Below are 24,016 nucleotides of genomic sequence, written 5' to 3'. Positions count from 1 at the left end.
AAGAAGACGCCAGCATCGCGCTGGCGTCTTCGTCGTGCGGGTACCGGAGCAGGCAGGTCAGAACGTGCCGCGCACACCCACCGTGTACACCGTGCCATCCGCTTCGGCATAAAGGAAGCGGTTCGGATAGACCGAGTAGTCGTAAAGGTGCTGGTGGGTCAGGTTGGTGCCCGACAGGAACACCGAGAGGTGCTTGTTGAGCTCATAGCTCGCGCTCAGGTCCAGCTGGCCATACGAAGTGCGGGTCGCCGGCTGCGCGCCTGAACCATACGAGATGCTCTCCAGGTACGAGCCGCGCCAGTTGTAGGCCAGGCGCACCTGCACGGGGCCCTTTTCATAATACGTACTGAAGTTGGCCGAATTGCCGATGCCGGGCACGGCGAACTTGCCCGAGGTGGCAATCACGCCGGGACTCAGCGAGGTGCTGCTGGACACGTGGGTGTAGTTGAACGCCACGCCCAGGCCGTCGAACGGATCCGGCAGCACGTGGGTGAACTGGTAATTGACGGTGAGCTCTTCGCCGTAGATGTTCGACGAATTCAGGTTGATCGGCTGGGTGAGCGACCAGATGAAGGGCTGCCCCGTATTCTGGTTGGTCAGGTACGGCACCGGCGTGCTTACCAGCGTGCTGAAGTTGCTGACCTTCTTGTAGAAGCCTTCCACCGCGATATAGCTGGCGTCATCGATATACCACTCCAGGCCCATGTCGAAGTTGCGCGACGTGTAAGGCTGGAGCTGCGGATTGCCTTGCGAGATGGTCAGCGAGTTCGGCCGCGTGCCGAAGCTCTTGTTGTAGTAAAGGTTGCTGAGCTCGGGCGGGGTCAGCGTCTTGGAGGCGGAGAAGCGGTAGACCAGGTTGTCGAGCAGGCTGAGCTTGAAGTTCAGCGACGGCAGCCACTTGTGATAGCCGCCCTTGGCCGACTGCGGCGCCAGCGGCCCGTAGGTGACCTGGCCGTTGCTGGTGTCGTTCGGGTCCACGTAATAGCTGATCGGAGGCTGGTTGACGGCCGTGGACGTGGAATTGATGTCGAGGTAGCGCACGCCGACATCCAGCGCCCAGGGCTTCTCCCACATCGAGCCTTCGAACACCGCCTTGGCGAAGAACGACTTCGCGTTCTCGGTCACCTTGTTGTAGCTGCCCGGATTGGGCGCGGCATTGAAGGTGCCGCCATTGGCGGCGAGTCCGGCCAGCAGCGCGGCGCGCTTGGCGGGATCGGTGATCTGGTTGTAGGCCGCCGGCGTGGTGAGCCAGGCCAGATAGGCGCGCGGGTCGTACTGAATCCACTGTGCCGGCATGCCCGGCGAGGAAACGCCCCTGATCTTGTCGGGCGCCGTATAGATGTAAGCGCCCACGGCATCGGCCGGAACGTTCACGACATAACCGCAGTAGGCGTTGCACAGAATACCGTTCGGCGTGCCCCAGCTGATCGACTTCACCGAATTGTTGGTGACCTGCCCGCCGAACTCCAACTGGGAAAGCACGCCATCCTTGAAGCTCTTGCTCAGTTTGAGCTCGTAGTTATTGACCTGGTTGGTGACATTGTTCCCCGAACCCGCATTGCAGCAGTGCGCGCTCAAGGTGCCCATATTGGTCGTGGAAAGGATGTTCGAATACGTCGGCGGCTGGCTGTCGCCGTTGTTGGTCCAGGTCGGATTGGTGCCGAAATTCTTGGTGCCGATCACCAGGAAGTAGCCGTTCGGGCTTTGCTTGTTCCAGGCCTTGGAATTGGAGATATCGAGACTGAGCTTGGTCGATTCGTCGATATCGAAGCCGAGGTTCAGGCCGTTCTGCGTGCTCTTCTCGTAGCTCGGGTTGTACGACATGACGTAGTCGTTCGCCATGACGTTGGGGCCGGAGCCGTTGCGCACGAAGTTGAGCGCCGTGCCATTGCCGTCGGTGGTGATCGACTTGATATCGCCCGTGTTGCCGTACTCGCCGAACTCGTGCTCCAGCGGGTCGACCTTGTAGCTGGAGTACAAGGTGTCGAACTGCACGGTCAGCCGGTCGATCGGCTTCCAGTCGATGGCGCCGCTGAGGCCCTTGCGCGTACGCGTTTCGTCGATGATGTTGCTGGCCAGGGTTTCCGGCACCGCGACGTGGGTGTCATTGGCGCCGGTCGACGTGGAAATGTCCTGGTTGACGTACCAGGAGTTGGCCTGGGTATTGAGCTGGGTGTCCTTGCGCTTGTAATACGTGGCCGAGGCGACCCAGCCGAAGGTGTGGTCCGCATTGGTCCAGCCGAACACGCCCGAGGCCTTGGGCGTGGTCTTGCCTTCCCAGTCGCCGGTCAGGTTGCTGTTGACGCCCGCGGCGCTCCACGCGCCATGGAAGCCGTGGAAATCCAGGGGACGCGCGGTCTGGATATTGACCACGCCGCCGATGTCGAGCTCCGGGATATCCGCCGACGAAGTCTTGTTGACCTGGGCGACGCTGATGATTTCCGAAGGCAGCACGTCGAAATTGAAGGCGCGCGAACCGGAGGCCGTGGCCATCGGGCGATTGTTGATCGTCACCGCCACAAACTCGGGGCCGAAGCCGCGCACGGCAATCTGGCTGGATTCGCCGCCGCTGCGATTGACCGATACGCCGGGCACGCGCTGCAGCGCGTCGGCCACGTTGGGATCGGGGAACTTGCCGGTTTCTTCCGCCGAGATCGAGTCGACGACATTGACCGCATCCTGCTTGATAGCCTGGGCGCGGCGGATCGCGGCGAGCTGGCCGGTGACGCTGATCGCGCTGAGCTGGGTGACGTTCTTCTTGCCGTCCGCCGGGGCCGCATCCGTGCCCTGCTGGGCCTGCGCGGGCGCGGGCGCAGGCGCGGTGCCGGCGGGAGGTGCCGCATCTTGCGCATGAACGGCAAATCCGGTGGCCATGCAGGCGATGCCGGAAAGGGCGAACAAGGCTTGATGGATCGAGCTGGTCAGGATGTGTCGCTGCATTCCCTATCCCCAATGAGTAGATGAGTTGCTGAAGCCAGTCGTTCGCCGAGCCTGACTGCGCCGTGATGCAGGGCGCGCCGCCATGACTGCGGCTGTACTCAAAACGGGGGCAGAGAAGCGCACATCGGTCGTCGACCGATTGGTTTCGTGCGTGATGATCCCAGCCCCAGAATCTTATTATCTTACAATAAGATTTATGGCGACTCTCCGGCAGGCGTGCCGCGAGATCAAGCTGCGTTGCAACATGGCTGGTGCGACGAGTTCAGATCGAATCCGGCGTGACCGTGATCGATTCGCCGGCGCGCAGCGAAATCTCGCAGACATGCGCGCCGAACTTCAGCTGCGTTCTTGCGCCACCGATGCTGTGCACCGTGGCGCGGGTGACGGCGCCATCTTTCCAGCGCATATCCACGACGAATCCATTGCGCGCTCCGATGCCGGTGACTTCGCCCGCGGCCGACCATGCATGGGGCAGGGCAGGCAGCAGTTCGATCCTGCCGGGGCGGGAATACAGCAGCATTTCCAGCATGGCCGTGGGCGTGCCGAAATTCGCGTCGATCTGAAAAATGCTCTTATGCGGCGTCAGCTGGTAGATGTCGAACAGGTTCATCGCCGTGCCGTTCCCGCGGATCTGCCATGGCGCAAGATTGTTGAGTATCAGCTGGTAAGCGCGTTCGGCCTGCTTCAGGCGCGCCCAGCAGGTGGCGCGCCAGGCACAGGCCCAGCCGTAGCTGGTCATGCCGCGTGCATCGAGCAGGCGGGTCACGCCCTCGATCAGCGCGGGCGGGCTTTTGTCCAAGCTGATGCGATCGCCGGGAAAGAAACCGATCAGCGGCGACAGGTGGCGATGCCCCGGCTCGCCGAGGCTATGCGGCGACATCCACTCTTGCAGCCAGCCGTTCTCGCTGCTGACCTCCGGCAGATAGAGCTTTGCCTGTAATTCGCCGATCACCGCGCTGTACTGCGCATCCGTGTCGAGAATCTCTGCTGCTTCCCGATAGTTGGCGAACAGATCCCAGACCAGTTCCTGCGCATAGGTAATGCCTTTCGCATCCTTTGGCCCATGCTCCGGCGACCAGTCGCTGTCGTCGATCAATACCTCGCGCTCTTTCCCTGTGGCGGGATCGGGAATGCGCACCGTGAGCAAGCGTGCCTCCCAGAACTCGCACGCACCTTTGAGCAGGGGGTAGATACGGACCAGGTAATCCCGCTGCAGCGTGTATTGATAGTGCTGCCACAGGCTGTTGCACAGCCAGGCGCTGCCGGCGGGATGCCACCACCAGCCGTTGCCGCCGAAAATATTGGTGGAGATGGCCACCGTCCATCCGGCTAGCTTGCCGGAGGTATTGCGGAAGCCATTGCGCGGGTCGTTGAAATGCCGCTGCGTGATGGCGCTCCACGACGCGTGCTGCGACAGGCAATAGTTCGCCAGCGCATCGAAGCAGCCGGGCAGGCCGGCGCGATCCGGCAGCCAGTAGTTCATCTGGATGTTGATGTCGTTGTGATAGTCGCCCATCCATTCGGGCGCGTTGTCGCTCAGCCACAGTCCTTGCAGGCTGGTGGGCAGCCTGTCGCGCGATCCTGCGATCGTCAGATAGCGGCCGAATTGCAGATACGCCGCTTCCAGTTCGGGGTCCGGAGCGGCGCCAGGTTTCGCGCGTGCCTGCAGCCGCGTCCACGTATCCGATGCGCGTTGTGCTGGCGTCGAGGCGCCGAGGTCGATCTGCATGGCGTCGTACAGGGCGGCGTAGTCGGCCATATGGGTATGCAGAAGGGCATCTGCCGTGTGTGCGGCCGCCGCTTCGAGTTTCTGCCTCACCCATGCAAGGCAGTCGATCGAGGTATCGAGATAGCCCTTCGCGGCATCCGGCGTGTAATTGGTGCCTCCGCAGTACAGGATGGTCAGCGCATCGCAGCCGGTAAAATGCAGGGTGCCGTTTTCGGCCGACACCGAACCGGGCGAGCCGATAGCTTTGACGCTGGCTGCATAGGCCAGGCCGTTGTGGAGCGCGCCGGTGAAATGGCTGCTTGCCGTCTCCGGCGACAACTGCGCGGTCTCGCCATGCGTGCCCTGCAGCTGGATGGCACCCGACCAGGCACCGCCGCCGCTTTGCGAGAGGCGTACGACGATGACGTCGTCCGGATGGCTGGCGAATATTTCGCGCAGATAGCGGATGCCATCCTTGCGATAGGAAATCCGCAGATAGCCATGGGCGAGATCCAGTTCGCGCCGATAGTCGGCAATGCCCGGTAGTTCGTGCCCGCGCACTTCGATAAAGAGCTTGGACAGCATGGTGAAGCTGCCGAAGTTTTCCGCCTCGTAAGGAAATTGCCCCTCTGCGTCGAGGGTGCCGTTCGATCCGCCCAGCCACATGGAGCTGTCGGTGAGGTACAGGAAATCCCGTGCAGGGTCGCCGCCCACCAGTGCGCCCATGCGTCCGTTGCCGATCGGAGTTCCCTCCTGGATGACATTCTGTTCGGACGCGGGAGTGCGGTACCACAGTGTGGGGCCGCGAAGCGAAGGCGCGCGCATGCGCCGCGACTTGGCTGCCGAACTCGCTGCAGTGGCCATGCCCGGTGCGCTTAGCAGGGATAGCAGCGCCGCCATGGTGCCGGTCATCTTCAGAAAACGCCGGCGAGCCGCCTGTTCTGGTGCGGCATGCTGCGGATCGGTGTCGAGCTTGATGGTCATGAGCAATCGCATCCCATGTCTTTGGCCATCCATCCCCGCGTCATCGAGTTTGCGATGACGGCCCGTATTTCACTCATCCGCCCTTGACGCCGGCGGCGATGCGGGCATAGGTTATATTATATGACAATTGCGCGGGTCCAGGGCTTTATGGCCTGTTTCAGCGTTTGCACCGATGAGGACGCAGCTGTCCGTTAGCCCTCATCGGTGGTGCTTGGCTGTTGATTGACTCCAGAGAGTGCAGGGCATGCCTGGAAGGCGCGCCGCCGGCGCGCCTTCTATCCATGAGTACACCTACGCGGTCCGCCCGGGCATGGCTTGCGCCTGCCCGTCAGGCGCGGCTGTCCTCTAACCCATGAAGGGAGCGTCGCCAGTTCATGAATACCTTTGTCTCTAACGGCAGTAAGCATTCGCGATCCGGGCAAGAAACAGCGGCAGGTCGCCGGCAGGGGCGTGGCCTGTTGTCGCGCAGTGCCATCGCATTGGGCATGTTTGCCATGGCGGCCAGCGCCAGCGCGCAAGTCAACGGCGTGGCGCAGCGTCCCTATCTGGGCTGGAGCAGTTTCAGTCAGCAGACGCTCGATCCCAACTTTCTTACCCAGGCCAATGTCATCACGCAATCCGACGCGCTGCTCAGCTCAGGGTTGCAGGCGCACGGCTACAACTACATCAATATGGATTCGGGCTGGCATGGCGGCTTCGATGCGAACGGCCGGCCCATTGCGGACCCCGTCCTGTTTCCCGACATCAAGGCGCTGATCGACCATATCCACCAGAACGGCCAGAAGGCCGGTATTTACTGGATACCCGGAGTGGAGGAACCCGCCGTCACGGCCAACTCTCCGATTCTCGGCACGCCGTACCACATCCAGGACATCCTCACGGTGCCGTATACCGCCGGCAATGCCTTCGGCGGCCCCGGCACGTCGCCGTACCATTACAAGATCGATTTCACCAAACCCGGCGCGCAGGCCTATATCGATTCCGTGGTCGCGCTGTTCGCTTCGTGGGGCGTCGATTTCATCAAGCTCGATGCGGTGACGCCCGGCTCGTACAGCGATGACCTGCGCATCGACAACCGCGCCGATGTCGCGGCCTGGTCCAAGGCGATCGCGAACAGCGGCCGTCCCATGTGGCTGACGGTCTCGTGGGAAATCGACCAGGATTATCTCGGCGTATGGCAGCAGTTTTCCAACGCGCGCCGCATCGACGACGACGTCGAGTGCGAAAGCCGCTGCGCCACGCTGACGGACTGGTCGCGCATCTACAAGCGCTTCCGCGATCTGCCCGGCTGGCAGCGCGCCACCAGTCCCGCGCTGGGCTGGAACGACCTGGACTCGCTCGATATCGGCGATGGCGAACTCGATGGCCTGTCGCATGCCGAAAAGCGCTCCGCCATGACCTTGTGGGCGATGGCCAATGCGCCGATCTATCTGGGCGGCGACCTGACCAGGATCGACGCGTTCGGCAAGCAGCTGGCCACGGCGGATGAAGTGCTGGCCGTGGACCAATCCGGCAAGCCGGCCACGCAGGTGCTTGGCGGCGACCTGCCGGTATGGGTTTCCGATCTCGGCGATGGCAACTACTACGTCGCCTTGTTCAATATGAATGCGACGCCGGCGGTGGTCACCTTGCCGTGGCGGCAAATCGGGCTCGATGGCGTGCGGCAGGTGCGCGATCTGTGGGCCAGGGCCGAGGTGGGCGCACCGGCGAGCGCATTTTCCACCGTGCTGGATGGCCACGGCGTGCGGCTGCTGAAAGTCTCGGCGCGGGTCGGCCATGCGCCGCCCACGCCTTCCACCAGTTACGCCGCCACCTCCGCCACGCTGGCGGGCAGTGCGTCCATCGCCGATTGCTCAGGCTGCTCGGCGGGCAAGAAGGTGGGTGGTCTTGGCCTGGGCACGAACAACACGGTGACGTTCCAGAATGTCTATGTGCGCAAGGCGGGCGTTTACCTGATGCAGGTCGATTCGATGACCTTTGCCCTGCGTTCCTATCTGTATACGGTTAATGGCGGCGCTTACCAGACGCTCAATTCCGGCGGCGGCAGCTTTTCCATTCCCTCCAGCACCACGCTGCCGGTTTGCCTGAAGGCGGGATACAACAGCATCCAGTTCGGCAATCCGACCAGCTATGCGCCGGACCTGGACCGCATCGTCATCAGCGGAACCGGCGACGCCGTGCTGCCGCAGGCAACCACGTACGAAGCCGAGCAGGCCAGCCTGGGCGGAACCGTCACCGCGGGTTTCAGCAATTACGCTTCGGGCTTGTCCAAGGCCGGCAATGTCGGCAATGGCCCGGCCAATACGGTGACGTTCTCGAATGTCACCGTTCCCACGGCAGGCAATTACCAGCTCGAAATCGACTATGCGACCAACGGGCCGCGCGGGCTGACGGTTGCGGTCAATAACGCCGCGCCGGTTTCGCTGACCCTGGATGGAAGCACGTTCGACGATCCGCGGCCGACGCTGCTTCGCGTGGCATTGAAGGCGGGAACCAATACGATCCAGCTGGGTAATGCCACCGGCTATGGGCCGGATCTCGACCGCATCGTGGTGGCACCGTCGGATGGGGCGGTGAGCCGGATGTGCCCGCGCTGATCGCAAAGCGCATGGCCATGAGCGAGGGTAGGCGCTATGGCGCAGGCCCTCGCCGCGTGTGGCTGCAGTGAATCCAGCTCAATCGAGTTTCCGTGGATCGATCACGACATGCCTGATCCGCTGCCGCTTCCAGGTATAGGCGATATGAACCAGCCCATCCGCGGTTTGAATGACCGCCGGATAGGAGAACTCGGCGCCTGGCGTGTTTTCCAGATCAAGTACCCTGCGCCAATGCTCGCCATCATCGGAAACCGCCACCGATAGCTGGCCGCGGCCATCCCACCATTGCGCGCCGTGCAAGGTGGGGTTGTAGACAATCAGCGAGCGACCGTCAGCGAGAACCACGGCGTCCACACCCGAGTTGGGATTGGGCAAGTCCAGCAGGCGCATCGGCGACCAGCTGCGGCCTCCGTCGCGGGACCGGGTGCTGAAGATCCTGTCCTGCCTGCTGCGCCCGATGGCCTGCAGTTCGCCGCCGCGATGGACCAGCAGCGCTGGCTGGATCGCTTCGATGGGTTGCGTACCGATCGGAGGCGTGACGATCCGCCAGGTGGCGCCGTCGTCGGTGGAGCGCTCGAAATGCACGGTCCAATGATCGCCCTCCGTGCTGGACGGGCTGACGATGGCGCCGTCGGCCAGCTGCACAGGCTTGTTCTTGATCGGCCCCAGCACACCTACGGGAAGCCGTCGCGCCGCCGACCAGTGCATGCCGTCGTCACGGGAAGTCTTGAGCATGCCCCACCAGTGCTGCGGATCGGGGCCCACTTTATAGAACAGCATCAGCGTGCCGGTGCGGCTGCGGAACAGCACCGGATTCCAGGTTGGAAGACGCGTTCCATCAGCCTGCACGCCATCGGCGACTTCGGCTGGCGCCGACCATTCCCTGGCGCGTTGCCGCGCCACCCAGATGCCCACGCCAGGATCCCGCTCCTGCTTGCCGCCGAACCACGCGGCGACCAGCCCGGAGGGCGTCTCCACGAGGGTTGCCGCATGGCTTTGCGGCGTCGCCTGGCTGGCTCCGACGAATTCGCTGATGCGAACGGCGGCCGGCGGAGAAGGGCCGGCCTTTTCTGCCGCCAGCCCTCCCGATAGCGCAAGCCAGGAAATCAGCAGCGCGGCTCGCATGGTGTAATGCATGAGGTCTGCTCCCGCCGTGCATCCGGCATCTTCCTCATGAAACGCCACGCGGGCTTGCGCTGCATTACGCAAAACAGCAGTTGCGGTTATGAAATCCGCAACTCAGTCTTCCAGTACGCCAAGATCGATGGAGTTCGCCATGGCCTGGTATCCCACGTCATTGGGATGCAGATGGTCGCCGCTGTCGAAAGCCGGCAGCAGCGTCGTGGGGTTGGCCGGGTCGCGCACGATACTGTCGAAATCGAGCACGCCGTCGGCGCCGTTCGCGGAGCGCACGAAGGCATTGACGGCCTCGCGTTTCATTTCTCCTGCGGCGTCGTAGTACGAAGCGCCGTTGTACGGCGTAATCGTCGCCAGGTAGATCTTGATATGGCTGGCCTTCGCCTGCGCGATGGTGGCCTGCATGGCGGCGATGATCTGGTCGGCGGAAACGTTCTGCGGCGGATAGAGTTCGCCGATGCCGATATCGTTGATGCCCAGCAGGATCATTACGTGGGTCGCGCCGGAAACGCCGGCCACGTCGTGGGCGAAGCGGGTGACCGCCGCGGGGCCGACGCCATCGTAGATCCAGCGATTGCCGGCGATGGCGGCATTGACCACGCTCGCGCGGCCCAGGCTATGCGCCGCGGCCTGCACGCGGTTATCGAGATCGTTGGGCCAGCGGCGGTTGGTGTCGGGGGTGGAGCCGTAACCGTCGGTGATCGAATCGCCGAAGGCCACCACCACCTTGTACGGGTGCGCCGCCAGGTCGGTGACGCCCGGGTTGCCGGCCGTCGACACATCCACCTCGCTGAGCCAGTAGTACTTGCCCGTGGCGGTGGCATTGCCCATGGTCGCGGCGGCGGCCTGGTTACCCGCTGCAAGGTAATTGGTCTGCATGCCGATGGTGTGGGTGGTGACGACGGGCGTGTTCAGCGGCACGAACAGGCTGATCGCCAGATCCGCATGGGTGGGAAACGGCAGGCTGACGGGGTCGCTCCAGCGTTCCTCGCCGGGCCCGAGCGTCAAGCTGCGCCGGCCGTCGAAGCGGAGCATCTGATCGGTGGCAAGGTCGATGCCGCCATTGCCGGTGCTGCGGGCAACGCGGGCTTCGCCGAAGGTGACGGGTGTGGTTCCGAAGTAATTGGTGAGCTTGATGCGGATCAGGTTTCCACCGTGTGAGGTGTGCACGATCTGGCGGATGGACTGATTCGAGATCGACAACGGCGGAACGGTGGTGCCGGGGAACAGGATGTTGTAGTCCTGCGGCGCGGCATACCAGGTCGCGAACCACGGCGGTTGAACGCAGGCTGCTGACAAAAGCACTGCCAGCGCTACGCCGGCAATGGTTTTTCCAAACAGATGGACGATGCGAACGCCGCTCTGAAATACGCGCTTGCTCATAACCATTTCTCCCATGGTGATTTGCACGTGTGTTGATGAGGGCAGGGCGCGGACAGAAGCTCCCCATCCGCCCGATCGAGATGGGCGGTTATACGGAAAGCATTCTTTGTTGCTTGTGGGGCGCTGGCGTTTCTATCGCCTGGCGCGTGGTGATTCTGTTATGGCGCGCGGCATTTATGCGCTAATGGCGCACCTTGATTTTAATCCTGCGATGGCGGTCACCTTTTATCGCTCATGCGAATAGTGCCGCATTTATTGGCAGGAAAAAGATTTCCGCCACAACTTGCGCAATGGAGAAAATCATTCCTCTAATGAGGAAGGCTATTTCATAAATGCATTAAGGCGGTTGTGGCGAATGGATAATCGCCAATGCGATCAGGCTTTCTTCGCCAGCCTTGCCGGTTCGATACCCGCGGGCCGCGCAGCTTGTTCGCGCGCCGCCCGCAGGCGGCGCGTGTAGTTCGTCACGATGCGGAGGTCAGCGGGCGGGTGTATCCACCGCGGCATCCGTGCGCTTGTGCTTGAACGTGAGCCAGAGCGCCGACAGCAGGAAATACACGCCGCCGAATGCGGCATAGGGAGCCAGCTGGGCAATCGTAGGTGCCGCTCCGAATGATTTGACGGCGAAGAACACGCCGGCCAGGGCCGACTGCGTGCCGCTGATCATCATGAAGACCTGGCCACCGAGCTTGCGCCGCCGAATGCCGACCGCCAGCTGGAAGAGGCCGGCGAGCAGCGCCCATACGCCGAACACCAGCACACCACCCCCATTGCCATGCAGGGCGAAGGCCACCGCCATGCACACCGCGGTGACGATGCTGGTAACTGCATTGAATTTCTGCCCGGGGTTGACCTGGAGTCCTCCGCTGCGGCGGGCGTCGATCATGTTGGCGAGCGCATCCCAGGCGGGATAGATCACCAGCAGGGTGCCGACGACAGGGACTGGAGCGGCGGCCAAAAGGAAGGCCAGGGCCACCCACGCAAAGGCGGCGATGGCGCGGAGGAAATAGAAGTTGCGGAGGGAGCGCATGGAAGGGATTGTCCACGGAGAAGGTTGTTACAACCTACTAGTAGGTAGATTTCCGTGTCAAGGGAGCGATAGAAAGCCAGTGATTGAGCCAGGCCGACCTACCTAGTGGTAGAATGCCAAACATGAATACCCAGCAAAAACTGATCGATTCCGCCCGCCACCTGATCCAGACCCGCGGCTACAACGGCTTCAGCTACGCCGACGTCGCCGACGAGGTGCAGATGCGCAAAGCCAGCATCCATCACCATTTCCCCGCCAAGTCCGACCTGGCCAAAGCCGTGGTGGAGCAATCCCGCGCCGTCATCGTGGAGCAGACGCGCCGCCTCGATGACGGCGCCTTCGATCCCGATGCGCAGCTGCGCATGTACACCGGCTACTGGGAGAAATGCATCGCCGATGCATCCGCGCCGTTCTGCGTGGCCGGCATGCTCGCCAGCGAATTGCCGACGCTGCCGGCGGATCTCGCCCAGGAAGTGCGCGCGCACTTCCGCGATCTGTCCAACTGGCTGGAGCTGGTAATGACCCGCGGCGCGCAATTGGGCCGCTTCCAGCTGCAGGGATCGGCGCGCCAGGAGGCCGAGGCATTCATGGCCATGGTGTATGGCGCCATGTTGGCGGCGCGAGCCTATGGCGATGCGAAAGTCTTCAGCGACATCGTGGCTGGAGCATTGAAGCGGCTCGCGCCACCTGTCGCGCGTTAAGCACAGCGCAGATCCGTGCCGCATTAATGCGGCCGCATTAATGCGTCAGCGCTTGAAACCGTGCCGGCGCGCCCACAGCAGAAAATGCAGGCCATCCAAGACGGCATGAAGCGCGACCCGGGCAATCATGCCTGCCGCTCGGGGAAAGGCGCTGGCCATGCCTTGCCATGATTCCCGCTCCCACAGCCAAGAGGCGTAATCGATGACGCTCACCTGCATCAATCCCCAGGGACTACCGGCGCCGCAGACCTACACCCAGGTCGTCGTCGCGACGGGCAGCAAGCTGGTCTTCGTTTCCGGCCAGGAGCCCGAAGACATCGACGGCAAACTGGTCGGCCCTGGCGATCTTGCCGTCCAGGCCCGCCAGGTATTCGCCAATCTCGGCCGCGCACTTGCCGCTGCCGGCGCGGAGCCGCGGCAGGTCACGAAAATCACCATCTACGTCGTCAATTACAACCGCGACGAATGCCTGCCGATTATCGAAGCAGCCCGGCAGACACTGTTCGGGGATCACAAGCCGGCGGACGTGCTGCTCGGCGTGACGTCCTTGTCGCCTGGCTATCTGATCGAGGTGGATGCCTACGCGGTCATTGATTGACCCGAGGCGCTCGAAAGCCTGGGCTCCCATGAAGGCCGCGCCACCATGGCGCGGCCTTCTTCGTTACCAGATCCGCACCTGCTCCTTCGCCGGCCGCAGCATGGCATCCGCCGCCTTGCACTGAAACGCCTGCGCAAACGCCGGCACATTGCCGAGCGTGCCGACGATGCGCTCGTGCGGCGGCGCATGCGGATTGCTGGCCAGATACACCAGGGTCTGCTGCTCGCGCATGCGGGCGCGCCATATCCGCGCAAAGGCCAGGAAGAAACGCTGGTCCTGGGTATAGCCGTCGATACGGCGGCGGGCCTCCGCGGGGTCGGCCTTGAGCGCGGCCTGCAGTGCGTCGTAAGCGATATGTACGCCGCCGAGGTCCGCGATGTTCTCGCCCAGGGTGAGGCGGCCATTGATATGCACGTCGGGATGGTTCGGCAATGGCGCATACGCGTTGAACTGGCGCACCAGCGCATCGGCGCGCTGATTGAAATGCGCATTGTCTTCGGCCGTCCACCAATCGGCCTGGTTGCCTTGTCCATCGAACTGGCGGCCCGCGTCGTCGAAGCCATGCGTGGCTTCATGGCCGATGGCGGCGCCGATGCCGCCGTAGTTGATGGCGTCGTCGCCGTCGGCGTAGAAGAACGGCGGCTGCAGTATCGCGGCCGGGAACGTGATGCTGTTGTCCTCCGCGCGATAGAACGCATCCACCGTCTGCGGCAAGACGCTCCAGCGGGTGCGGTCCGTCGGCTTGCCGATCCGCGCCATCGCATCGCGGTGATTGAAGCGCGCAAGCGCACGCACATTGGCGTAGTAGCCATCCGCAGACAGCTCAAGGCCGGACCAGTCGCGCCAACGATCCGGATACCCGACCTTCGGCACGAAGGCCTGCCATTTGGCCAGGGCGCGCGTCTTGGTGGCGCCGCTCATCCAGTCCAGCGCCTCGATGCGCGCCTTGAGCGCCGCCAGCAGGCGCGTGACCAGCACTTGCGCGCGCTGCCTGGCCTCGGGAGAAAACGTGCGTGCGACATAGAGCTGTCCCATCGGCTCGCCCATCTGCGCATTGACGGTGCCGAGCACGCGCTGCCAGCGCGGCTTGTCCTGCTGCTGGCCGGTAAGCGCGCGGCCGTGGAAATCGAAGGCGGCCTCCTGGAATGCCTGTGCGAGATAAGGTGCGGCATCGTCCAGCAGGTGGAAACGCAGATACGCGCGCCATTGCGCCGGCGGCGCGGTGGCGAGCAGGCGATCGAAGCCGGCAAAGAACGATGGCGGCGCCAGCGAGAATTCGGCCGTCGCCGACAAGCCTTGCGCCGTGAGGAACGGCGCCCAGCGGAAGTGCGGCGTAAGACGATCCGCTTCGGCCGCACGCATGGCGTGGAACTGATGGACCGGCTGGCGGGCTTGCTCCGGCGAGAGCGTCACTTTCGCGAGCGCGGCTTCCAGCGCAAGCGCATCGTCCGCGGCCCGATCCGGTGCGGCATCGCCCGCCAGGCGGAACAGGCGGACCATGTAGTCGCGATAGGCCTGGCGCTCCCGCGCATAGCGCGTATCGACGTAGTAATCGCGGTTAGGCAAACCCAGCGCCGCGGGCGATGCCGCTCCGATCTGCCGCCGCGTATCGCGAAAATCGCCCTGCACGTCGAAGGCGAAAGCGAACGGCTGGCCGTCCGCCGCCGCACGTGCCAGGAAGGCCGCCGTATCCTCGGGTGTTTTCAGTTTGGCGATGGCGTCGACCGTGGATTGCAGCGGCGCGAGACCGGCCCGCTCGATCGCCGCGGTATCCATGCCCGAACGGTAGAGCAGGCCGATCTGCCGCGCAGCGACATCGCCACCCGCCGAAGCCGATGCGCCGGCCGCCCGCTCGGCGATATCGTGCTGCACGCGCAGGCTTTCCAGCGTGAGCTGGTCGAACACGCCCCAGCGCACCTGGTCCGGCGGAATCGGATGAGCCGCCAGCCAGCGCGCATTGACGAAGCGGTCGAAATCCACGCAGGGCGCTGCCGAGCGGTCCAGTTCGGCCGTATCGAATGACGGTATTTCAGCGGCGGCTATCGATGCGGCGAAAACGGCCCCTGCCACGGACAGGAGGGCAGGAGCCAGGCGGCGCGGGTAGGGCATGCGTATTCCTTGGAGGTGAGGACCGGCTCTGCAGCAGCGCGCCTCAGCCGCGCCGTGCAGCCTCGATGGCGGCGATATCGATCTTCGTCATGTCCATCATCGCGTCGAACGCACGCTTGGCCGCGGCAGAATCGGCATCGGTAATGGCGGCCACCAGCGCGCGCGGGGTGATCTGCCAGGAAAGGCCCCATTTGTCCTTGCACCAGCCGCAGGCACTGGGGCTGCCATCGTTATCGATGATCGCGTTCCACAGGCGGTCGGTTTCGGCCTGGTCGTCGGTGGCGACCTGGAACGAGAACGCCTCGTTGTGCTTGAACATCGGCCCGCCATTCAAGCCCAGGCAGGGAATGCCCATGACCGTGAATTCCACCGTCAGCACATTGCCTTGCTTGCCGTCCGGATAATCGCCCGGCGCGTGGTGCACCGCGCCCACGGCGCTGTCCGGGAAGGTCTTGGCGTAGAAGGTGGCGGCCTCAAGGGCGGTGCCGTCATACCAAAGGCAGATGGTGTTCTTGCTGTTCATGGGATATCTCCTGGTTCGGGTCGATGCAAGGCAAGCGTACGCGCTCCCTTGTATGCGACGAACGAAGACCGCGCGAATCGACATCGCCCGATAACGGGCGATACCGACGGCGGCCAGGAGATTTAAATCGACGTAACTGCCTGATTCCAGCGCAGGAGCGGGGCGCGATCGGCCATCACGCCCCGCGGGCATCAGCCTCCGGTTGGCGGCAGCGCCGCGCCGCCCGTCAAGGCGCGCGCATCGTCGGGGCGGGTCAGCACCCCGGTGGAGCGATTGAAAATCCCGAAGGCATTATTGCCGGAGCCATTATTGCTATCGTCCCAATACACCGGTCGGATGCCGAGACTGTTGGCCTGGCTGACCACGTTCTTGTCGAAATACGTCCGCGACGCGAGATGCAGATTGAGGTCGTTGCCCGAAAGGCCCGCCGTGCCGGTGCGGCGAATGGCGCCGAACTCGCCCAGCAGTACGGGGATGCCTTTGCTGGTGAACTGCGAGCTCATTTTCTGCAGCTCCGCCGTCACATAGGACTCCTCATTGGAGGACGTCGCATTGCGCGTCGTCAGCGTCGAGGAATGGTAATTCTTGCCCCAGAAGTACCACATCGAACCCCAGTTGGCGTCGGCGGTCATCAGCGCATATTGATAAGGCGCGTAGTAATGCACTTCGAAGGCCAGATGCTTGGCCGGATCGGAGGGCAGCGTGGTGACCCAGTCATGCGTGTTGTCGATATTCCCGCCGCCCGGCCCCTGCAGCACCAGCCAGCGCGTGCTGTTGTTGCCCCCGGTCGCGCGAACCGCATTGACGAAGTTCTGGTAGTACTGCATCAGCACCGCGGTCTGTGCCTGCGAGGAAACCTGCGGTTCGTTGGCCACGGCGAACAGCAGTTTCGAGTTGTAGCCCTTGAAGTTGTTGGCGATCTGCGTCCAGTAGGACACCAGCTTCGCATTGATATTGGAGTCGAAGCTGTTGAAGTTCGAATTCTCGAACCAGCCGCCGTCCCAATGATCGTTGATGATCACGGTGAGATTGGCCGCCTGCGCCCATTGCACGACCTGCGTCACCGTGGCCATGTAAGAGGCATTGATCACATGCGTATTCGGATCGGCGTTGTGATCCCACGCGCAGGGAATGCGAATGGTGTTGAAGCCGGCGGCCGCGACGTTGTTGATCAGCTTCTGCGTGGGCATCACCGCGCCCGACCAGGTCGCCTCCAGCGTATTGCCGAGGTTCCAGCCGTAAGTGGGATTCGCCAGCTGTGCCTGTCCGCCGATCGGGAGCAACGACAAGCCGGCGGCCAGCAGCAGCGCGGGCATCGCCCGGAACTTCGGCCGGCTTCTCGTCGACAGGTAGCGGACAGCTGAAAGAACTTGGTTTCGGGCAACGGACCAATGGCGTCTATGCATATGGGGAAACCCTCTCAGTGGATGGGGACAGAAGCGTTCTGTCCGGCGCACGGCGATCGCCGTACTCGCCGGCCATGCATGCTGGGAAGGCCGCGCGCGCGGCGCAATTACGAAATCGGCGGGGGCGCTTGATGTTTATTCATTTGCAGTCGCCGCATGCCGGTGTCCGTTTATCCAGGACGCGGCCGCGCGTATCGGCAAACCTGGCGGCAAGCGCCGCCAGGTTGAGCCTTGCTTGCAACTCACTCGAACTACGGGCCTGCCGGTCGATGGCCCGCCCCGCCAGGGACGGGCCGTCCTTTCAACGCCACTGGATCTGCGCCCGGGTGTTGATATCGGAACTGGTCCCGACCGTGGAATCGGCATCCACGAAACCCGAGCGATTACCCGACTGCAGATTCAGGCCCACGCCGCGATATTCCACGTCGCCGAGCAGATTCACGCTGCCCGAGGCGCCCTGGCCGCTCTCGAAGAAACCCAGGGGATAGTGCGTGGTGCGCACCTGCGCTGAGCCAGACACCGAGAAGCTGTTGTTGCCCCAGTCGCTGCCGGTTTCGCCGATCACGCTCAAGCCGCCGACGATGCCGCCGCTGACCGTGCCGTTGGCGACGACCGCCTCGTCCTCGATGCGCGCCGTGCCGCTCACGTGGGTACCCAGCATCACCGTGGCGTAGGGGCCGACATACACCGACGTGGGCGTGCCCTGCGGCACGCAGCCGCCGCCATTGGAGTGGCGCACCAGGCCGCCGGAGCAGGCGTCGCGCTGGCCGTTCTGGAAACCCTGCGGCCAGGCATTGGCCAGCTCGATCATGTACGGGTAGCGCCAGATCGTTCCGTAGGCCTGCTCGGCCACGATGGTCTGGTACACCGACGGCGTCGCCGTGACCACCAGGAACAGCGGCTCACCGGGATTGACCTTGAAGGTCAGCTGGTCGTCCAGGCCGCGATGCAGCTGGCTGTAGCGCGAGGTGGTGAACTGCGCATCGGTGGCCACCAGGCCCCAGCGGAAATCGGCATTCGAGCCCGGCTGGTCGACGCCGCGGAACTTGACCGTCACCGTGCCTGCGCCGGCCGTCGGGTAGAGCCGCACGATGTTGTAGCCGAAGCGTTGCGGTGCGCCGTAGAACGGCGACACGAAGCGATGGTTGCTGGCCCAGTCCGCGTCCAGGGCTTCCATCGGCATCAGGCGGTGCGTGCGCTCGGCCTTGTCGGTCGCCACAATGTTGCCGTAGGAACTGCGAAACCCGGCCGCCGAGACCTTGTAGTCCCAGGTCACGTTGTGCATCGCCCAATCACCGAAGAAATCGTTGAGCTGGGCCAGCGTCCATCCACGCGAGCTCATGAGGTTGGTGAACGGGTCGACGCCGCCGGTCGTGTAGATCGCCGTGGTGGCCGCCGCGCCGTACTTGTCCTTGAGGAACTCCATGAACTGCCAGTTGCAGTAGCGCTCGCGCGACGAACCCAGATACAGATAGGAGACGTTGGCGAGCATCTCCGTGCAGTGCGGGTTGGCGGTGTATTCGGGCAACTGGTGCGCGGTGTAGTTGGCGTGGCTTTCGGCGATCCAGCCGCAGGTGTCGGAGTCCGGACAGCCGAGGCCGCCGTGCGAGCCGGTCCAGAACTGCCAGGCGTGGGTGAATTCGTGCGTCAGCCCCCAATGGTCCAGCAGGGTGCCAGGGCCGATCCACATGCCGACGTGGTCCGCATCCCAGCCGCCGCCGGTCAGCCCGAACGACGAGCTGATATGGATGGACGGCTTGATCTTGGTGGCGGTGTCGTGAAACGGCTCCGGCATGTACAGGTTGGCATCGAACATGTTGTGCCACACGGTGTTCTCGAGCGTGTCGGCAGCGGCCGCCAGGTCGGCGTCGGAGATGGCTTCGTTCGAATAGAAAGCGAAGTGCGGCGACTCTTTCACCAGCCGGAAATCGGCGTGATCCGGCGACGGGCCGCCGGCGATCCAGGTGCCGCTCACGGTGGCCGGCTTGCTGCCGCCGGTGTTCGGCCAGGTGGTGCCGGTGGTGCCGTTGTCCACCGTGTCGGACGGCGTTGCGCTCGGCACCTGGCACTGCTTCACCTGCCCGCGGTAGGGATCGGTGCCGAAGTAGGCATTGGTGCACTGGGCCGTGCCGCTGATGCTGCGGGTGACCCAGTGTGTGTCCAGGCCGTAGCGGACCTGGCTGGTGCCGCTGACGGTGAACGACTGGCCCTCGCGCGCCACCGTCACCCATGACGGCGTAGCGGCGTGCACGGCGGCGGTCGATGCGAGCATGGCGGCGGCCAGCGCACCCAGCTTCCATCCGGGCTGCCTTGGCGCGTGCGCTGCGTGCGCGGATATCGTCTCGTGCGTGGAAGCCGATGACGGGTCGAGCGTCATGGCTGCAACGATTTTTTCAAACAGCTGGTGTCCTGCCAGTACCGTTTTCATCTTCATGATGTGGCCCTATGACGACGCGGTGTTCCCCCTGATTCGCGAAAGCCTGAGTGCTCCCAGGCCTGAAGCCGTATGTCATTTGGGGCCAGCCACAGGCCGCGCGCCGCGGACTTTGCGAGTCGTGAGGCCACGCACACGACCGCCTCCGGACGGCGCACAGCGCCGGCCGGAACCGCGACACACTTCACCGTGCTGCTGACTTTCCCCAGGAAGAACGCGGGCGTGCATCCGGCAAGGCGCGGTACGCGCCGGTGCCTTCAGTGCGAGTCGCCCGCCACATCCGATCCGCTGCCGCCGACCAGGATGTCCAGGTCGGCGCCGAGATGGGCCTGCTGCACATGGTCGACGTAGAGCTTCGTCCAGCCGCGCTCGGGCGCCGGCGGCGCTTTCCATGCGGCACGCCGCTGCGCCAGTTCGTCGTCGCTCAGATCCAGGTGCAGGCGCCGGCCGGGCACGTCCAGTTCGATGAAATCGCCATCGCGCACCAGCGCCAGGTTGCCGCCGGCGGCGGCCTCGGGCGAGACGTGCAGCACTACGGTGCCATAGGCGGTGCCGCTCATGCGCGCATCGGAAATGCGCACGATGTCGGTGACGCCGCGGCGCAGCAGCTTGGGCGGCAAGGGCATGTTGCCCACCTCGGCCATGCCGGGGTAGCCGCGCGGGCCGCAGTTCTTCAGCACCATCACGCAGGTTTCGTCGATATCCAGCGCCTCGTCGTCGATGCGCGCCTTGAAGTCGTCGATGTTCTCGAACACCACCGCGCGGCCGCGATGCTGCAGCAGCTGCGGCGAGGCGGCGGAAGGCTTGATCACCGCGCCGTGCGGCGCCAGGTTGCCGCGCAGCACGGCGATGCCGGCCTCGGGCTTGAGCGGTTCCTCGATCGGACGGATCACGTCGCGGTTCCAGCACGGCGCGTTGGCGATGTTCTCGCCCAGCGTGCGGCCGTTCGCGGTCGGCACGCTCAGATCCAGGTGCGGGGCGATCTCGCGCAGCACTGCGGGCAGGCCGCCGGCGTAGTAGAAATCTTCCATCAGGTATTCGCCCGACGGCTTGAGGTTGACCAGGCAGGGCAGGTGGGAGCCGAGCCGGTCCCAGTCGTCCAGGTTCAGCTCGACGCCGAGGCGGCCGGCCAGCGCCAGCAAGTGAATCACCGCATTGGTCGAACCACCGATCGCGGCATTTGCGCGGATGGCGTTTTCGAAGGCGGCGCGGGTGAGGATCTTCGACATGCGCTGATCCTCGTGCACCATCTCCACGATGCGCCGGCCCGACAGGTGCGCCAGGCGGAAGCGGCGCGAATCCACCGCGGGAATGGCCGCGTTTTCCGGTAGCGACAACCCTAAGGCTTCGACCATGCTGGCCATGGTCGAGGCGGTGCCCATCGTCATGCAGCTGCCCTTGGAGCGCTGCATGCAGGCTTCGGCCTCGACAAACTCTTCTTGCGCCAGCTCACCGGCGCGCACCATTTCCGACATGCGGATCACGCCGGTGCCCGAACCGATCGGCTGGCCGCGCCAGTTGCCTGACAACGAGGGCCCACCCGACACGCCGATGGTCGGCAGGTTCACGCTGGCCGCGCCCATCATCAGCGCGGGCGTGGTCTTGTCGCAGCCCATCAGCAGCACCACGCCGTCGATGGGATTGGCGCGGATCGACTCTTCCACATCCATGCTGGCCAGGTTGCGGAACAGCATCGCGGTGGGGCGCATCTGGGTTTCGCCCAGCGACATCACCGGGAATTCCAGTGGAAAGCCGCCGGCCTCGTAGACGCCGCGCTTGACGTGCTCGGCCAGCTCGCGGAACGAGCTGTTGCAAGGCGTCAGTTCCGACCAGGTATTGCAGATGCCGATGACCGGCCGCCCGTCGAACATATCGTTGGGCAGGCCCAGCCCCTTGAGCCAGCTGCGGTAATAGAAACCCTGCTTGCCTTCGCGCCCGAACCATTCCTGGCTGCGCCTGAGCGGCTTCTTGGGAGAGCCCATGGGTGGCGTGGGAATCCTTGGCGGTTGAGCGGGCGGCGACGCGCTGCGGCGTGGGCCGGATGGCTTGACGGCCAGGATCGTAACGGGCGTAGCGATATTGCAAAAATAACAATATTCACTATTTCGATATGTGTATATGTATCGATGTGCGGCACAACATCACTTCCCCCTCTCCCCTCCGGGGAGAGGACCGGGGTGAGGGGCCCTACGGAGCGAAACCGCCAATCCGACGCCAGCCAGGCGCCATCGACTTTCCATGCGAGCTGGTGCACGCACTTTCGTATCTATAAGCACCGCCGCGAGCACCCACCCCTCACCCCGCCCTCTCCCCAGCGGGGAGAGGGAGAAGTGCGGTGCTTCGCGACTAGCCATAAACCTCCGCCGCCACCTCGCCTAGCGCCTGCAGCACTGTCCTCGCCCCCGGCGACAGCAGCCAATCGGTGCGCGTGATGATCCCGAACGAATCCATCCGGCACGACAGCTCCAGCGGCACGATTCGCACCATGCCGTGCTCGGCGTAATGCCGGGCGACGTCTTGCGGCACCACTGCCAGGTAGTCGCTTTCCTGCAGCATCTTGGTCAGGAACAGCACGGCGGCGGTGCCGATCACCCGCGCCGGCGCCGGCAGGCCCGCGCTGCGGAACATCAGCTCGAAACGGTGGCGCAGCACGCTGCCTTCCGGCGGCACGATCCAGGCCGCCCTGGCCAGGTCTTCGAGGTTGGGAGCGGGCAGCTCGAAGATCGGATGCTGCGGCCGCGCGATGGCGCAGACTTCTTCTTCGGCCAGCGCCTGGTAATGCAGGTTGCGATTGTCGTGGCCGGCGAACAGGCGCCCCACCATCAGGTCCAGCCGGTTCTGCTCCAGCCGCTCCAGCAGCACGTCGCTGCTCTCCACCAGCAGGGACACGCGCAGGTCCGGATGTGCCTGCGAGATCCGCGCCAGCGCCTTGGGCAGCAGGCTGACCGCCGCGCCGGCGATCGCGCCGATGGCGACGGCGCCGGCGCGTCCGGCCTTCAGCGACTCGATCTCGGTGCCGGCCGCACTCAGGCCGGCCAGCGCGATGCGGGCGTGGCGGATCATGCTTTCGCCGTACCAGGACGGCCGCATGCCGCGGGGCAGCCGTTCGAACAGCGACACGCCCAGCATGTCTTCCAGATCCTTCAGCAGCTTGGATGCCGCCGGCTGGGACATGTTCAGCACCTCGGCGGCGCGATGGATATTGCCTTCCTCCTCGATCGCGACCAGCAGCATCAGCTGGCGGGTCTTCAGGCGCGCACGGACGAACCAGGGAGTGGGGCGCATGGCGGGCTTTCGATAATGGATTTCATATAGGTTACGACGAAATTTCTATTTGTCGTATATCGATTTCACATGCACGATCAGAACGGTCAGGGCCCGGCGCGCTGGGGAGCGTGCGGGTCCAAGGTCTATTGGGGCCGGCTTTCCGTCGGCGGGGATGCGACACGATGCGCTTGATCCAGTTGCTTGACGATGCCGGCGCCGCGCGAGTGGGCGTGGTCGATGTGCAGGGTTCGCAGGTTCGTCTGCTGGATGGCGTGGATTCGACCTATGCGCTGGCGACCCTGGCGATTCAGAGCGGACGCAGCCTCGACGCACAGGCCGCGACGCACCGCGGCGAGACGCGGCTCGAATACGCGCCGCTGCTGGCACAGGGCCGCGTACTCACCCCGCTGCATCATCTGGACCCCGCGCACTGCCGCGTCACCGGCACCGGCCTCACCCACCTGGGCAGCGCCGCCGCGCGCGACGCCATGCACCAGAACCTCAAGCAGAAGGCCGAGGCCGGCGCGCTGACCGATTCGATGCGGATGTTCCAGTGGGGCGTCGAAGGCGGCATGCCGCCAGGCGACATGCCGGGCGCACAGCCGGAATGGTTCTACAAGGGCGACGGCAGCATCGTGGCCGCGCCGGGCCAGGCGCTGGCGTCGCCGGACTTCGCGCTCGACGGCGGCGAGGAACCGGAACTGGTCGGGCTGTACCTGATCGGCCCGGACGGCACGCCGCATCGCCTGGGCTACGCCATCGGCAACGAGTTCTCCGACCACGTCACCGAACGCCAGAATTATCTTTATCTGGCGCATTCCAAGCTGCGCGCCTGCGCGGTCGGGCCGGAGCTGCGCACCGGCGAACTGCCGGCCGACCTGCGCGGCTCCAGCCGCATCCGCCGCGGCGAGCGCGTGCTGTGGGAAAAGCCCTTTCTCACCGGCGAGGCGAATATGTGCCACTCGCTGGCCAATCTCGAATACCACCACTTCAAGTACGCCGCGCACCGCCGTCCGGGCGACGTCCATCTGCATTTCTTCGGCACCGCCACGCTGAGCTTCGCCGACGACGTGCGCGCACAGCCCGGCGACATCTTCGAGATCGAGCTGCCGGCGCTGGGCGCGCCGCTGCGCAATCCGCTGCGCAGCGCGGCGGGCGGTTTCGCGCTGCACGGGGTACGTCCGCTGTGATTCCGGGCG

General features: G+C 64.4%; 16 protein-coding genes. 4 read left to right on the top strand and 12 right to left on the bottom strand.

Going from position 1 to position 24,016, the window contains the following annotated elements; genetic code table 11:
• Positions 1–57: 57 nt before the first annotated feature.
• Both KK141_RS09485 and KK141_RS09480 read right to left on the bottom strand, forming a co-directional pair.
• Positions 58–2,940, bottom strand: coding sequence for a TonB-dependent receptor (locus KK141_RS09485; RefSeq protein ID WP_214570625.1), 2,883 nt, complete (start codon positions 2,938–2,940; stop codon positions 58–60).
• Between the two features lie 262 nt (positions 2,941–3,202).
• On the bottom strand, positions 3,203–5,632 hold the full coding sequence (locus KK141_RS09480; RefSeq protein ID WP_214570626.1) for a glycoside hydrolase N-terminal domain-containing protein: 2,430 nt from the start codon (positions 5,630–5,632) through the stop codon (positions 3,203–3,205).
• 494 nt (positions 5,633–6,126) lie between these two features.
• Between KK141_RS09480 and KK141_RS09475 the strand changes: the two genes are divergently transcribed.
• Positions 6,127–8,229, top strand: a complete 2,103-nt coding sequence (locus tag KK141_RS09475) for a CBM35 domain-containing protein (RefSeq protein WP_214587340.1) — start codon at positions 6,127–6,129, stop codon at positions 8,227–8,229.
• Positions 8,230–8,307: 78 nt separating this feature from the next.
• Here KK141_RS09475 and KK141_RS09470 read toward each other — a convergent pair whose 3' ends face one another.
• The 3 genes from KK141_RS09470 to KK141_RS09460 all read right to left on the bottom strand — a co-directional run bounded on the left by KK141_RS09470 (position 8,308) and on the right by KK141_RS09460 (position 11,779).
• Positions 8,308–9,366 (bottom strand): sialidase family protein, encoded by a 1,059-nt coding sequence (locus KK141_RS09470; RefSeq protein ID WP_250901665.1) that lies wholly within the window; start codon positions 9,364–9,366, stop codon positions 8,308–8,310.
• A 102-nt stretch (positions 9,367–9,468) separates the two neighbouring features.
• Positions 9,469–10,749, bottom strand: coding sequence for an SGNH/GDSL hydrolase family protein (locus KK141_RS09465; protein WP_214570628.1), 1,281 nt, complete (start codon positions 10,747–10,749; stop codon positions 9,469–9,471).
• A gap of 478 nt (positions 10,750–11,227) precedes the next feature.
• Entirely contained in the window at positions 11,228–11,779 is a 552-nt protein-coding gene (locus KK141_RS09460) for a hypothetical protein (RefSeq protein WP_214570629.1), read from the bottom strand.
• Positions 11,780–11,901: 122 nt separating this feature from the next.
• On the opposite strand from KK141_RS09460, the gene KK141_RS09455 reads away from it, so the two are divergent.
• Complete coding sequence (locus tag KK141_RS09455) at positions 11,902–12,480, top strand: TetR/AcrR family transcriptional regulator (RefSeq protein WP_250901664.1); 579 nt, start codon at positions 11,902–11,904, stop codon at positions 12,478–12,480.
• A 45-nt stretch (positions 12,481–12,525) separates the two neighbouring features.
• Here KK141_RS09455 and KK141_RS09450 read toward each other — a convergent pair whose 3' ends face one another.
• On the bottom strand, positions 12,526–12,693 hold the full coding sequence (locus KK141_RS09450; protein WP_214570631.1) for a hypothetical protein: 168 nt from the start codon (positions 12,691–12,693) through the stop codon (positions 12,526–12,528).
• Between KK141_RS09450 and KK141_RS09445 the strand changes: the two genes are divergently transcribed.
• Entirely contained in the window at positions 12,683–13,078 is a 396-nt protein-coding gene (locus KK141_RS09445; protein WP_214570632.1) for a RidA family protein, read from the top strand. The two genes, KK141_RS09450 and KK141_RS09445, sit on opposite strands and share 11 nt — an antisense overlap.
• 63 nt (positions 13,079–13,141) lie before the next feature.
• Here KK141_RS09445 and KK141_RS09440 read toward each other — a convergent pair whose 3' ends face one another.
• From KK141_RS09440 to KK141_RS09415, 6 genes are all read right to left on the bottom strand, one after another.
• The gene (locus tag KK141_RS09440; protein ID WP_214570633.1) at positions 13,142–15,187 is read right to left on the bottom strand and encodes a M13 family metallopeptidase; all 2,046 of its coding nucleotides are present in this window, start codon (positions 15,185–15,187) and stop codon (positions 13,142–13,144) included.
• A 43-nt stretch (positions 15,188–15,230) separates the two neighbouring features.
• Complete coding sequence (locus tag KK141_RS09435) at positions 15,231–15,710, bottom strand: VOC family protein (protein ID WP_214570634.1); 480 nt, start codon at positions 15,708–15,710, stop codon at positions 15,231–15,233.
• A gap of 191 nt (positions 15,711–15,901) precedes the next feature.
• Positions 15,902–17,026, bottom strand: coding sequence for a glycoside hydrolase family 5 protein (locus KK141_RS09430; RefSeq protein WP_214570635.1), 1,125 nt, complete (start codon positions 17,024–17,026; stop codon positions 15,902–15,904).
• 391 nt (positions 17,027–17,417) lie between these two features.
• On the bottom strand, positions 17,418–19,388 hold the full coding sequence (locus KK141_RS09425) for a DUF6055 domain-containing protein (protein WP_214570636.1): 1,971 nt from the start codon (positions 19,386–19,388) through the stop codon (positions 17,418–17,420).
• A gap of 419 nt (positions 19,389–19,807) precedes the next feature.
• Positions 19,808–21,532 carry an IlvD/Edd family dehydratase gene (locus KK141_RS09420; protein ID WP_214570637.1) on the bottom strand — a complete coding sequence of 575 codons (1,725 nt, stop codon included), beginning with the start codon at positions 21,530–21,532 and terminating at the stop codon, positions 19,808–19,810.
• Positions 21,533–21,896: 364 nt separating this feature from the next.
• Positions 21,897–22,835: a LysR family transcriptional regulator gene (locus KK141_RS09415; protein ID WP_250901663.1), complete on the bottom strand. Its 939-nt coding sequence runs from the start codon at positions 22,833–22,835 to the stop codon at positions 21,897–21,899.
• A 164-nt stretch (positions 22,836–22,999) separates the two neighbouring features.
• Between KK141_RS09415 and araD1 the strand changes: the two genes are divergently transcribed.
• A complete protein-coding gene (araD1, locus tag KK141_RS09410) occupies positions 23,000–24,007 on the top strand; it encodes an AraD1 family protein (protein WP_214570638.1) in 1,008 nt (335 codons plus the stop codon).
• Positions 24,008–24,016 lie beyond the last annotated feature (9 nt).

This window comes from Dyella sp. LX-66, from assembly GCF_018599165.1.
Classification (GTDB): Bacteria; Pseudomonadota; Gammaproteobacteria; order Xanthomonadales; family Rhodanobacteraceae; genus Dyella_D; species Dyella_D marensis.
The sequence above is the reverse complement of the archived record's forward strand: the minus strand, read 5'-3'. Positions and strand labels throughout refer to the sequence as shown.